This window comes from Pseudomonas sp. GW822-FHT02G04, from assembly GCF_058802085.1.
The window spans coordinates 38723-51839 of sequence record NZ_JBXANU010000037.1; the positions used below are offsets into that span (position 1 = coordinate 38723).

Below are 13117 nucleotides of genomic sequence, written 5' to 3' on the forward strand. Positions count from 1 at the left end.
CCGGGTGCGAGCACATGCCTGACCGAATTAATTGATTTTGTAGCGTCGACGCAAACCGCGCAAACCGAAGCTGATCCAAGGCCAGAGCAACGCACTGACCAGCGCCGGCAACACCAGCGCCAGGGTCGGCTGACGATTACCGGTCAGGGCGCTCAGCCACAACTGAACCAGTTGGGCGAGGCCGAAGATCACCAGAATCACCAGGCTCTGTTGCCACATCGGGAACATGCGCAGGCGCTGTTGCAGCGACAGCACCAGGAACGTAATGAGCGTGAGGATCAACGCGTTCTGGCCCAGCAACGTGCCATACAGCACGTCTTCGGCCAGCCCCAGGCACCAGGCGGTTACCATGCCGACTTTCTGCGGCAGGGCCAACGCCCAAAAGGCCAACAGCAAGGCCAGCCACAAAGGACGCAGGATTTCCATGAATTGCGGCAGCGGTGAAACGCTGAGCAACATGCCGATGGCGAAAGTCAGCCAGACCATCCAGCCGTTTCGGGAGGAAGTTGCACCGCCCATTATTCTGTTCCCCCAGTGGTGGCCGGCGCGGCGACAGGCGGTTTGGCAGCAGGCTTCACGGCAGCGGGTTTGGGTTTGGCGGCCGTCGGTGCCGTCGCGGGTGGCTTGGCGGCAGCAGGATGGGACGTGGCAGGTTTGACCGGGGTCGCGGCAGCAGGTGCCGCCGCCGGAGTAGCCGGAGTTGCAGCAGCAGCCGGTATCATCGACGCGGCCGGTTTCGGCACTGTTGCAGGAATGATCGGCCCGCCACCCTGCCGGTCCAGAGCCTCTTGAGCCTGGGCGGCTTCGTTGGCGCGCTCCTCGGCTGTGCGACCATCACTGAACACCAACAGCAAATAACGGCTGCGGTTCAGCGCGGCAGTCGGCACCGCACGCACGATGGCAAACGGCTGACCGGAATCGTGGATCACTTCCTTGACCGTCGCCACCGGGTAACCCGCCGGGAAACGCTGACCGAGGCCGGAGCTGACCAGCAGATCGCCTTCTTTAATGTCGGCGGTATCGGCCACATGACGTAGCTCAAGGCGCTCCGGGTTGCCGGTGCCGCTGGCAATCGCCCGCAGACCGTTACGGTTCACCTGCACCGGAATGCTGTGGGTGGTGTCGGTCAGCAACAGTACGCGCGAGGTGTACGGCATCAACTCGACCACCTGCCCCATCAGGCCGCGGGCATCGAGCACCGGCTGACCGAGGATCACACCGTCGCGCTCACCTTTATTGATGATGATGCGATGGGTGAAGGGGTTGGGGTCCATGCCGATCAACTCGGCCACTTCGACCTTCTCGTTGACCAGTGCGGAAGAGTTGAGCAACTCGCGCAGCCGAACGTTCTGCTCGGTGAGGGCGGCAAGCTTTTGCATGCGCCCCTGCAACAGCAGGTTTTCGGTTTTGAGTTTTTCGTTTTCGGCGACCAGCTCGGTCCGGCTGCCAAATTGGCTGGCCACACCTTGCCATAGCCGCTGCGGCAGGTCGGTGATCCAGTAAGACTGCATCAGCACCAGCGACATTTGGCTACGCACTGGCTTGAGCAGTGTGAAGCGGGCATCGACCACCATCAGCGCGACCGATAGCACGACCAGCACCAACAAGCGCACGCCCAGTGAGGGGCCTTTGGTGAAAAGCGGTTTAATAAGCCGCTCCTCCCAGGCAAATGTTCTCTTTATTCATACGGCATCAAACCGGCCTGGATGCAGACTGACAGAAGATAAACGCCAACAGGCAGCACTGCAAAGTGCTGCCTGCGGGCTCACCAGCATAGATGCATCGGGCGAGATCACTCGCTCGACAGCAGGTCCATGGTGTGTTTATCCATCATTTCCAATGCACGGCCACCACCGCGAGCAACGCAGGTCAGCGGGTCTTCGGCGACGATCACCGGCAGACCGGTTTCCTGGGCCAGCAACTTGTCGAGGTCGCGCAGCAAGGCGCCACCACCGGTCAGTACCAGACCACGTTCGGCGATATCGGAAGCCAGTTCCGGAGGCGATTGCTCCAGCGCACTTTTCACTGCCTGAACGATGGTAGCCAGCGACTCTTGCAGAGCTTCCAGCACTTCGTTGGAGTTCAGGGTGAATGCGCGTGGAACGCCTTCGGCCAGGTTACGGCCACGAACGTCGACTTCACGAACTTCGCCGCCCGGGTAGGCCGTACCGATTTCCTGTTTGATACGCTCGGCGGTGGATTCGCCGATCAGGCTGCCGTAGTTGCGACGCACGTAGGTGATGATCGCTTCGTCGAAGCGGTCGCCGCCAACCCGTACGGATTCGGCATAGACCACACCGTTGAGGGAGATCAGCGCGATTTCAGTGGTACCGCCACCGATATCGACAACCATCGAACCGCGAGCTTCTTCAACCGGCAGGCCGGCACCGATCGCAGCAGCCATTGGCTCTTCGATCAGGAACACTTCACGGGCACCGGCACCGAGGGCCGACTCACGGATGGCACGACGCTCAACCTGGGTGGATTTGCATGGAACGCAGATCAGCACACGAGGGCTAGGCTGCAAAAAGCTGTTCTCGTGAACCTTGTTGATAAAGTACTGCAGCATTTTTTCGCAAACGCTGAAGTCGGCGATCACGCCGTCCTTCATCGGACGAATGGCTGCAATATTGCCCGGCGTACGACCGAGCATGCGCTTGGCCTCGGTGCCGACAGCAACGACACTTTTCTGGTTACCGTGTGTCCGAATAGCCACAACCGATGGCTCATTCAGGACGATACCGCGCTCGCGCACGTAAATAAGGGTGTTGGCAGTGCCCAGGTCAATGGAAAGATCGCTGGAAAACATGCCACGCAGTTTCTTGAACATGGGAAAGGGACCCTAGGCAACGCGTGGGTAAAAAAGTGCGGCAAACTCTAACAACGACAGGGATTTTGGGCAAGGCGCCAATATGTTAAATTGGCTGCTTTTCTGTGCACCAAGCACCACAATCGCGGCCTTGAGACCGTAGATATGCGGTAGTGTTCCGACAATCTAACACACGGACGCGGTCCGTTTTGTTTTCCACTGGAGAATCCCATGGCGCTTGAACGCTCCGACGTGGAAAAAATCGCTCATTTGGCCTGCCTTGGCCTCAATGATGCCGATCTTCCACACATCACTTCGGCCCTGAACAGCATTCTCGGGCTGGTCGACGAAATGCAAGCGGTCAATACCGACGGTATCGAGCCGCTGGCCCACCCACTGGAAGCCAGCCAGCGCCTGCGTGCAGACGTCGTGACCGAGACCAATCATCGCGAGGCCTATCAGTCCATCGCACCAGCGGTCGAAAACGGCCTGTACCTGGTTCCGAAAGTCATCGACTAAAGGGAAAGAGCCTGCAATGCATCAATTGACTCTGGCCGAGATCGCCCGCGGACTCGCCGATAAAAAGTTTTCTTCCGAAGAGCTGACCAAAGTCCTGCTGGCGCGCATCGCCCAGCTCGACCCGCAGCTCAACAGTTTCATCAGCCTCACCGAAGACCTGGCGCTGCAGCAGGCGAAAGCCGCTGACGCACGTCGGGCCAACGGTGAGAGCGGCGCCCTGCTCGGCGCGCCGATCGCCCACAAAGACCTGTTCTGCACCCAGGGCATCCGCACCAGCTGCGGCTCGAAGATGCTCGACAACTTTAAAGCACCGTACGACGCCACCGTGGTCGCCAAACTGGCCGCTGCCGGGGCTGTGACCCTGGGCAAGACCAACATGGACGAATTCGCCATGGGGTCGGCCAACGAGTCGAGCTACTACGGCGCGGTGAAAAACCCGTGGAACCTGGAATACGTTCCGGGCGGTTCGTCCGGCGGTTCGGCGGCGGCGGTGGCCGCTCGTCTGTTGCCGGCGGCGACTGGCACCGACACTGGCGGCTCCATTCGTCAGCCCGCCGCGCTGACCAACCTCACCGGCCTGAAACCGACGTACGGTCGTGTTTCGCGCTGGGGCATGATCGCCTACGCGTCCAGCCTCGATCAGGGCGGCCCCCTCGCCCGCACCGCCGAAGACTGCGCGATCCTGCTGCAAGGCATGGCCGGTTTCGACCCGCAGGATTCCACCAGCATCGACGAGCCCGTGCCGGATTACAGCGCCGCACTCAACGGTTCGCTGCAAGGCCTGCGCATCGGCGTGCCGAAGGAATACTTCAGCGCCGGTCTGGACCCGCGCATCGCCGACCTGATCATGGCCAGCGTTGAAGAGCTGAAAAAGCTCGGCGCCGTGATCAAGGAAATCAGCCTGCCGAACATGCAGCACGCGATTCCTGCGTACTACGTGATCGCCCCGGCGGAAGCGTCCTCCAACCTGTCGCGTTTCGATGGCGTGCGTTTCGGCTATCGCTGCGAAGACCCGAAAAACCTTGAAGACCTGTACAAGCGTTCCCGTGGCGAAGGTTTCGGCCCGGAAGTGCAGCGCCGGATCATGGTCGGCGCCTATGCGTTGTCGGCCGGTTACTACGACGCCTACTACCTGAAGGCGCAGAAGATCCGTCGCTTGATCAAGAACGACTTCATGGCTGCCTTCAATGAGGTCGACATCATCCTCGGCCCAACCACGCCGAACCCGGCCTGGAAGCTCGGCGCCAAGAACAACGACCCGGTCGCCGCGTACCTGGAAGACGTCTACACCATCACCGCCAACCTCGCCGGTCTGCCGGGCTTGTCCATGCCTGCAGGTTTTGTCGATGGCCTGCCGGTCGGCGTGCAACTGCTCGCCCCGTATTTCCAGGAAGGCCGCTTGCTCAACGTTGCGCACCAGTATCAGTTGAACACTGACTGGCACACCCGCGCCCCAACCGGCTTCTGAGGAGAAACACATGCAATGGGAAGTCGTGATCGGGCTGGAGATTCATACCCAGCTCACCACCCGGTCGAAAATCTTTTCCGGTAGTTCCACCACCTTCGGTTCCGAGCCGAACACCCAGGCCAGCCTGGTCGACCTCGGCATGCCCGGCGTATTGCCGGTGCTGAACCAGGAAGCGGTGCGCATGGCGGTGATGTTCGGCCTGGCCATCGATGCCGAGATCGGTCAACACAACGTGTTCGCCCGCAAAAACTACTTCTACCCGGACCTGCCCAAGGGCTACCAGATCAGCCAGATGGAATTGCCGATCGTCGGCAAGGGCCACCTGGACATCGCCCTCGAAGACGGCACGGTCAAACGCGTCGGCATCACTCGCGCGCACCTGGAAGAAGACGCTGGTAAAAGCCTGCACGAAGAATTCAGCGGCGCCACTGGCATCGACCTGAACCGTGCCGGCACGCCGCTGCTGGAAATCGTTTCCGAGCCAGACATGCGCAGCGCCAAGGAAGCCGTGGCTTACGTCAAGGCGATCCACGCGCTGGTACGCTACCTGGGCATCTGCGACGGCAACATGGCCGAAGGCTCGCTGCGTTGCGACTGCAACGTGTCGATCCGTCCGAAAGGCCAGGCCGAGTTCGGTACTCGCTGCGAGATCAAGAACGTTAACTCGTTCCGTTTCATCGAGAAGGCGATCAACAGCGAAGTACAGCGCCAGATCGAGCTGATCGAAGACGGCGGCAAGGTGATCCAGCAGACTCGCCTGTACGATCCGAACAAGGACGAAACCCGTCCGATGCGCAGTAAAGAGGAAGCCAACGACTACCGTTACTTCCCCGATCCGGACTTGCTGCCGGTGGTCATCGAGGACTCGTTCCTCAATGACGTACGCGCCACCCTGCCGGAGCTGCCACCGCAGAAACGCGAGCGCTTCCAGGCGCAGTTCGGGCTGTCGGTGTATGACGCCAGCGTCCTGGCTACCAGCCGTGAGCAAGCCGATTACTTCGAGAAAGTCGTGAGCATCAGTGGCGACGCCAAACTGGCAGCCAACTGGGTGATGGTTGAACTGGGCAGCCTGTTGAACAAGCAAGGCCTGGACATCGACCAGTCGCCGGTTTCGGCCGAGCAACTGGGCGGCATGCTGCTGCGCATCAAGGACAACACCATCTCCGGCAAAATCGCCAAAGTGGTGTTTGAAGCCATGGCCAACGGCGAAGGCAGCGCGGACGAAATCATCGACAAGCGCGGCCTCAAGCAAGTGACCGACACCGGCGCAATCTCGGCGGTACTGGACGAGATGCTCGCGGCCAATGCTGAACAGGTCGAACAGTACCGCGCGGCAGACGAAGCCAAACGCGGCAAGATGTTCGGCTTCTTCGTCGGCCAGGCCATGAAAGCCTCCAAAGGCAAGGCCAACCCGCAACAGGTCAACGAACTGCTTAAAAGCAAGCTCGAAGGCTGATTGCGTTCAAGTGATCGTTCCCACGCTCTGCGTGGGAACGCCTCATTGGACGCTCTGCGTCCGCTTTTGTGACGCGGAGCGTCACGGGCTGTATTCCCACGCGGAGCGTGGGAACGATCATGGGGTCACCCTAATGAAACGTCTGCTAAGCGCCTGCGCCCTGCTCTCCCTGCTGGCTGGTTGCGCCAGTACGGATACCATCGATCCACACGGCTACGACAAGACCGGCACGGCTTCGTATTACGGCGCCAAACATCATGGCAAACGCACCGCCAGCGGTGAGCGTTTCAACCAGCATGGCCTGACCGCCGCCCATCGCCAGTTGCCGTTCGGCACCCGAGTGAAGATTACCAACCTGAATAACGACAGGTCCTGCGTGGTGCGTATCAACGACCGCGGGCCATATTCCCGTGGACGCCTGATCGACGTGTCCCGCGAAGCGGCCGAACAGTTGGGCATGCTGCGCAGTGGCACCGCGAAGGTTCGCGTGCAAGCCCTCGACGACTGATAGACGGAGCGCTGACTATTTTCGGACTGGCCGATTTACCCCTGATCAGCGTGATTGAATTGCTCAGCGGTCTGTTTTTACTGATCGCCGGCGCCGAACTGATGGTGCGCGCCGCGGTACGCCTGGCCGCGAGCCTGCATGTGCGGCCACTGATCATCGGCCTGACCATTGTGGCCCTCGGCAGCAGCGCGCCGCAGATGGCGGTCAGCCTGCAAGCCACCCTGGCGCAAAACGCCGACATCGCCGTCGGCAGCGTGATCGGCAGCAGCATCTTCAACATCCTCGTCACCCTCGGGCTCTCGGCACTGATTATTCCGCTGCGGGTTTCGCGGCAATTGGTACGCCTGGATATTCCATTGATGATCGGCGCCAGCCTGTTGGTGTTCGTACTGGCGTGGAATGAAGAACTGACTCGGGCCGACGGCGTGCTGCTGCTGACAGCGCTGGCGCTGTATCTGGGCTTGCTACTGCGTCAGTCACGGCACTCGGCCCGTCCGCCATCGGGGGCTCATGAAGCGCCGCAGGCACCGTGGTTCAGCAGTCTGCTGATGATTGTCGCCGGGTTGGCAATGCTGGTGTTCGCCGGGCACTTGCTGCTCGGCGCCGCAGTGGCGGTCGCGACCGACCTGGGGTTGTCGGAGCGGATCATCGGCCTGACCATCGTCGCCGTCAGCACGTCCCTGCCGGAACTGGCCACTTCGTTGATCGCCGCGTTGCGTGGCCAACGAGACATCGCGGTGGGCAACGTGATCGGCAGCAACCTGTTCAACCTCTTGGGCGTACTTGGGCTGACCGCGTTGATCGCGCCGTCACCGCTGTCGGTCTCGCCCAACGCGCTGGATTTCGATTTGCCGGTGATGCTCGGAGTCGCGGTGCTGTGCCTGCCGGTGTTCTATTCCGGCTACCGGGTGACCCGCGCCGAAGGCCTGCTGTTTTTGGGCTTGTACCTTGCCTATGGGCTGCACGTGGTGTCGTTCACCACGGGCATGCCGCTGGCCGGCAAGCTTGAACACCTGATGCTGTTTTTCGTTCTGCCGGCGCTGGTGGCGTTTTTGCTGTTCACCTCGCTTCGCGCCTGGCGTCGCCAACACCACAAGAAGGAATTGCCATGAGCACTGATAAGAAGCCTGGGGTTGAAATCCGCCGCCAAGTGATGGGCGACGCGTTCGTCGACCGCGCCTTGGGCAACGCCACCGAATTCACCCAGCCGCTACAGGACTTCGTCAATGAGCACGCCTGGGGCGGCGTATGGAACCGTGAAGGTTTGCCACTGAAAACCCGCAGCCTGATCACTCTCGCTGCGCTGACCGCGTTGAAGTGCCCGCAAGAATTGAAAGGCCATGTGCGCGGTGCGTTGAACAACGGTTGTACGGTGGAAGAGATTCGCGAAGCGCTGCTGCATTGCGCGGTGTATGCCGGCGTGCCGGCGGCGATCGATGCATTTCGGGCGGCGCAGGAAGTGATCGATACCTATCAGAAGCCGGAGTAGGCGACCTGAAGAACGCCGCAAATCCCGAGGTTAGATCCACCCACCCCACTGCAACAAAAAGATCCCGATGTTGGTGGTGACCGCCGCCATCAGTGTAGTAATCACGATGATCGCCGCCGCCAGTTCATGATTGCCATTGGCCTGCCGGGCCATGACGAAACTGGCCGCAGCGGTCGGGCTGCCGAAGTACAGAAACAGAATCCCCAACTCCGCCCCACGAAAGCCCCAGGGCCAGGCGCCGAGTGTCGCCAGCACCGGCAGGCCGATCATCTTCACCAGACTTGAACTCAGCGCCATCGTGCCGCTTTTGCGCATTGCCGCCAGCGACAACGTGCCACCGATGCAGATCAATGCCAATGGCAAGGTGGTTTGCGCCAAATATTGACCGGACCTCTCCAGCCATCCCGGCAAGCCGATCTGGAACCAGGCAAATGGTGCGGCCGCAATCACACTGATGACCAGCGGATTGGCCATCACACTTTTGCAGATGCTCCACGGATCAGACTTGATCACCGGGCTGTAGACCGCCAGCACAATGGTTGAGAGCGTGTTGTAAAACAGGATCACCAGCGCCGCGAGAATCGCCCCAAGGGAAATGCCATAGTCGCCGTACATGCTCGCCGCCAGGGCCAGGCCGATTACCCCGTTATTGCCGCGAAACGCGCCTTGGGTGTAAATGCCCCGATCTTCCCGCGGGCATTTCCAGATCGCCCAACCCCAGGCAATTGCAAAGCACATCAGGGTCGCGACCGAGAAGTAGATCAGCAGCGCCGGTTGCAGCGCAGCGTGCAGGTCGGCATGCAAGATGCCCAGAAACAGCAACGCCGGCATGGTGACATTGAACACCAGGGCCGACGCAGTATGGATGAAGTTGTCGTTGATCCAGTCGATGCGCTTGAGCAGCACACCCAGAAACAGCATGGCAAACACCGGCGCAGTGATGTTCAGGGTTTCGAGGAAAATAGCCAGCATGCCGGGGGGAACCTTGGGTGGGCGTCGTTAGGGGGCTAATGATAAGCCAGTGGAGACGTCGGCGTCTGGTAGACGGTCTTCGCGGGCTTGCCCGCGAAGACGTCCTGATAAACGCCAAATTAACCTCGGGTTACTTACCGATAGAAATCTTCGGCGCCCAAGTCAGCCATTCATCTTCAAACTTGTCGAACAGCGGGAACGTTTGCTCAGGCCGCGCCGGGACACCCATCCGGTCGCCATCCGGTGTGGCAAAGGCGATACCGCCCTGGATCAGCGTCTCCAGCGATTCGGTGCGTATGGTTGCGCCTTTGAACAAGCCGTAGTCAAAACCAAAACCACTGGTGTTCCAGAACCGCGTGCCACTGCGCACCAATGGCGCGTACTTCGGCTCGATCAGGATGTGCACCAACACTCGATCCGCCGTCTGGCCCAGTTCATAGCCAGTCACCTTGCCCACCGTGATTTCGCGATAGGTGACGGGCACACCGGTCTTCAGCGAGCCTCGACGAGCAGCACTCAATACCAGGCTCAAACCGGCCTCTTCCTTGGCGGTTTCCGGGGGATTGGTCAGGGCTACGAAGTCCTTTTGCGGACCGAGGTTCTTCGGCGCCGGTTGCACTTCGATGTACTGCCCGGTCACCAGCGTCTCAAGGTTGGACGTCTTGATCAGACCCAACTCAGGTTTGACCACCCAGAACTGGCTGCCCGCCCGAGCAATACGCTCCGGCACCTCAGTGATCCGCGCGGTCAGCAGCACCGATTGCAGGTCGTCACTGAGGTCGACGTCTTCGATCTTGCCGACGTCCAGGCCTTTGAACCGAATCGGGGTGCCCGTGCGCAGACCATCGGCGCGATCGACCCTGATCGTCACCACGGCGCCTTTCTGGTTTGCCTCTTCATGGCTGGCGAACAGGCGGAAACGAGGAATACGCTTCTGCAACGGCGCTTTGGCTTCCGGGGTTTCGAAAGCAATGCCGCCGGCCATCAGACTTTGCAACGACTCACTTTTGACCTGGATGCCGCCGGTCAGCCCACCCGTCAGCGTAATGCCGCTGGCATTCCAGAAGCGCGTCGAGGCGTTGACCAGCCCTTCGTATTCCTTCTCGATGTGCACACCAATCACCAACTGCTTTTTGGTGCGGGAGAACTGGTAGCTCTGCACCGACCCCACCTTGACCTGCTTGTAGAGAATCGGACTGCCGACTTCCAGTGAACCGAGGTTTTCGGTGAACAGCACCAGGTGCAAGCCCGGCGAACGCAGATCCAGCGGCGGCGCCTTGGCCCGGGCTTCGAACTCGCGCTGCGGTGCGCCGCCCTTGTCGCCAGGGCGCACGGCGATGTAGTTACCTTTGACCAACGCTTCCAGACCGGTGATACCGGCGAGCGAAATCGACGGTTTGACCACCCAGAACTGCGTGCCGGTGACCAGGTAATCTTCGGCCAATGGGTCGAGCGTCAGCTCGGCGGTCGCACTGGACAGGTCCGGGTCAACCTTGAGCGCTTTCAGATTGCCGACCTGGATGCCTTTGTACATTACTGGCGTACGACCGGCCTGCAGGCCTTCGAAATCGCTGAGTTTGACCTTGACCCGAATGCCGGCGGCAGCTGCATCGAAGTCTTCGTAGAGACGGAACGGCAGGCTTGGATCGGTGGGCGGGCTGTCCTTGCGGTTTTCCGGTGTGGCAAACGCAATACCACCGGCGACGATGCTGGCGAGGGACTCGCTACGCACTTTCACACCGGACAGATTGGCATCGATGCTGATACCGCTGGCATTCCAGAAACGCGTGTGTTTGCGTACCAGACCGGCGTAGGTCGGTTCGATGAAGACTTTGAGTTCAACAGTGTTCTGGTCCGCGGACAGCAAGTAGCTTTTAATCTGACCGACCTGGATCTGCTTGTAGAACACCGGGCTACCGCGATTCAGCGAACCGAGACGATCAGCCTTGATGGTCAGGTGCAAACCAGGCTTGGCGTCCGACAGCGGCGGCTCTTCGGCCAGGGCCTTGAACTTGCGGGTCGGTTCGCCCTCTCCCGGGCTGACGGCCACATAGTTACCCGAGACCAGCGTCTCCAGGCCCGTGATACCGGCCAGGGTTACGCTCGGCTTGACCAGCCAGAAACGCGTGCTGGTCCTGAGGTATTGCTCCACGTCCTTATTCATCTCGATGGTGGCGATCACGCCTTTGGAGCTGCCTTCGTCATCGAGTGTGAGGGCTTTCACCTTACCGACCGACATACCTTTGTAAACGACTTCGGTTTTATTGGCCTGAATACCTTCGCCGCTTTCGAAGCGCACATGGATCTCGATGCCTGTCTCGCTATAGGCGCGCCAGGCGAGCCAGCCGCCAATGAGCAAGGCGATCAGGGGCAATACCCAAATGGCAGACCAGTTAGAGGCCGGTCGGGTTTTCGCTGTAGGCAAATCAGTCATGGTCGTCGTCCGACTCCGTGTTATCCCAAATCAGTCGGGGATCGAAAGTTACTGCGGCAAGCATCGTCAGAATCACCACACTGGCGAAGGCGATGGCGCCAAGATTGGCTTCGACGCTGGCAAGCCGTCCGAAATTCACAACCGCCACCAGGATGGCGATCACAAAAATATCGAGCATCGACCAGCGGCCGATGAACTCGATAAAGCGGTACATCCATATACGTTGGCGTGCCGAGAGTGGCTGGCGGCGTTGCACCGAAAACAGCAGCAACCCGATGCCCACCAGTTTGAACGTAGGTACCAGAATACTGGCGATAAAAACCACAGCCGCGATTGGAATCATGCCGTGCTGAACCAGTTGGATCACGCCGGACATAATGGTGCTCGGATCACCCTGCCCCAGGGAACTGACAGTCATGATCGGTAGCACATTGGCCGGGATATAAATAATCGCAGCCGTGACCAGCAGCGCCCAGGTACGCATCAGGCTGTTCGGTCGGCGGGCATGAACCAACGCACCACAGCGGGTGCAGACCTGCTCGTCGGTGTCGGCTTCCTGCTTGTTCAACTCGTGGCATTCGGCACAAATCAGAATGCCCGCATCAATCGCCCGCATGGGCATCCTCTCCTGATAAAGCCTGCCAGATCTGATGTGGTGACATCACCACCTCCAGCCAGACCTGGACCAACAACAAACTGATAAAGCACGCCAGGCCAAGACCTACGGTAATCGCCGCCATATCGGCCAATTTGACGATCGCGACCAGCACGCCCATGAGGTAAACCTCGAGCATCCCCCAGTCCCGTAGATGGTGATAAATGCGGTAGAGCAGCAAACCGTAGCTGCGTCCGATATCGAAGCGGATACTCAGCAGCACCACCAATTGGCAGAGCAGTTTGAGCAGCGGAATCCCCATGCTGCAGAGAAATACCACTGCTGCTACGCCCTGCATACCGGTATCGAACAGGCCGACAACACCGCTCCAGACAGTGTCATTCGATGACTGCCCGAGTAGATGGAGCTGCATGATGGGTAAAAAGTTCGCGGGGATATACAACAACAGTGCGGCAATGACCAAGGCGAGACTGCGCTGCACGACATTGTGCCGATGGGCATACAGCTCATAACCGCAGCGTGGACAAATGGCCTTCTCACCATGGGCGAGTTCAGGCTTGCGCATCAGCAAGTCGCACTCATGACACGCCACCAAACCGTCCAGTGGTAAATCTGACAGCCCAGGGGCGTCAACCGGATCTGGCATAAAGGCTCTGGTTCCAAAAAATGTTGGACCTATTCTAGTGTCCTGACTCGAAAATAACTGTGCAATTTTGTGTCGTCAGCGAAGTAGACTTTTTCTGCGGGCAAAACAAAACCCCTACCTGCGTACGCAGATAGGGGTTTCGGAATTTAATCTTGACGATGACCTACTCTCACATGGGGAAACCCCACACTACCATCGGC

At 59.8% G+C, this 13117-nt stretch carries 13 protein-coding genes; 6 read left to right on the forward strand and 7 right to left on the reverse strand.

Annotation, left to right across the window (positions count from 1 at the left end):
* Positions 1-27 precede the first annotated feature (27 nt).
* The 3 genes from mreD to mreB form a co-directional block, all read right to left on the reverse strand.
* Positions 28-519, reverse strand: coding sequence for a rod shape-determining protein MreD (gene mreD / locus AC1RO5_RS28870; RefSeq protein WP_105340069.1), 492 nt, complete (start codon positions 517-519; stop codon positions 28-30).
* Positions 519-1649 (reverse strand): rod shape-determining protein MreC, encoded by a 1131-nt coding sequence (gene mreC / locus AC1RO5_RS28875; RefSeq protein WP_493179102.1) that lies wholly within the window; start codon positions 1647-1649, stop codon positions 519-521. The genes mreD and mreC overlap by 1 nt, the downstream gene beginning before the upstream one ends.
* Before the next feature lie 143 nt (positions 1650-1792).
* On the reverse strand, positions 1793-2830 hold the full coding sequence (gene mreB / locus AC1RO5_RS28880) for a rod shape-determining protein MreB (protein ID WP_002555108.1): 1038 nt from the start codon (positions 2828-2830) through the stop codon (positions 1793-1795).
* 210 nt (positions 2831-3040) lie between these two features.
* Between mreB and gatC the strand changes: the two genes are divergently transcribed.
* The 6 genes from gatC to AC1RO5_RS28910 all read left to right on the forward strand — a co-directional run bounded on the left by gatC (position 3041) and on the right by AC1RO5_RS28910 (position 8249).
* On the forward strand, positions 3041-3328 hold the full coding sequence (gene gatC, locus AC1RO5_RS28885; RefSeq protein ID WP_007901429.1) for an Asp-tRNA(Asn)/Glu-tRNA(Gln) amidotransferase subunit GatC: 288 nt from the start codon (positions 3041-3043) through the stop codon (positions 3326-3328).
* Between the two features lie 16 nt (positions 3329-3344).
* A complete protein-coding gene (gene gatA / locus AC1RO5_RS28890; protein WP_493179093.1) occupies positions 3345-4796 on the forward strand; it encodes an Asp-tRNA(Asn)/Glu-tRNA(Gln) amidotransferase subunit GatA in 1452 nt (483 codons plus the stop codon).
* A gap of 10 nt (positions 4797-4806) precedes the next feature.
* Entirely contained in the window at positions 4807-6252 is a 1446-nt protein-coding gene (gene gatB / locus AC1RO5_RS28895) for an Asp-tRNA(Asn)/Glu-tRNA(Gln) amidotransferase subunit GatB (RefSeq protein ID WP_019647645.1), read from the forward strand.
* Positions 6253-6385: 133 nt separating this feature from the next.
* Positions 6386-6760, forward strand: a complete 375-nt coding sequence (locus AC1RO5_RS28900) for a septal ring lytic transglycosylase RlpA family protein (RefSeq protein WP_007941217.1) — start codon at positions 6386-6388, stop codon at positions 6758-6760.
* Positions 6761-6810: 50 nt separating this feature from the next.
* On the forward strand, positions 6811-7872 hold the full coding sequence (locus AC1RO5_RS28905; protein ID WP_493179095.1) for a calcium/sodium antiporter: 1062 nt from the start codon (positions 6811-6813) through the stop codon (positions 7870-7872).
* Positions 7869-8249, forward strand: coding sequence for a carboxymuconolactone decarboxylase family protein (locus AC1RO5_RS28910; protein ID WP_007941215.1), 381 nt, complete (start codon positions 7869-7871; stop codon positions 8247-8249). Before AC1RO5_RS28905 ends, AC1RO5_RS28910 begins: the two co-directional genes overlap by 4 nt.
* Positions 8250-8279: 30 nt before the next feature.
* Here the strand turns inward: AC1RO5_RS28910 and AC1RO5_RS28915 are convergent, their stop codons facing one another.
* The 4 genes from AC1RO5_RS28915 to AC1RO5_RS28930 form a co-directional block, all read right to left on the reverse strand.
* Entirely contained in the window at positions 8280-9221 is a 942-nt protein-coding gene (locus tag AC1RO5_RS28915) for an AEC family transporter (protein WP_493179097.1), read from the reverse strand.
* 130 nt (positions 9222-9351) lie between these two features.
* On the reverse strand, positions 9352-11655 hold the full coding sequence (locus tag AC1RO5_RS28920; RefSeq protein WP_493179099.1) for a PqiB family protein: 2304 nt from the start codon (positions 11653-11655) through the stop codon (positions 9352-9354).
* Complete coding sequence (locus AC1RO5_RS28925; RefSeq protein ID WP_493179101.1) at positions 11648-12271, reverse strand: paraquat-inducible protein A; 624 nt, start codon at positions 12269-12271, stop codon at positions 11648-11650. Before AC1RO5_RS28925 ends, AC1RO5_RS28920 begins: the two co-directional genes overlap by 8 nt.
* Positions 12258-12917, reverse strand: coding sequence for a paraquat-inducible protein A (locus AC1RO5_RS28930; protein ID WP_007941210.1), 660 nt, complete (start codon positions 12915-12917; stop codon positions 12258-12260). Before AC1RO5_RS28930 ends, AC1RO5_RS28925 begins: the two co-directional genes overlap by 14 nt.
* Between the last annotated feature and the right edge of the window lie 200 nt (positions 12918-13117).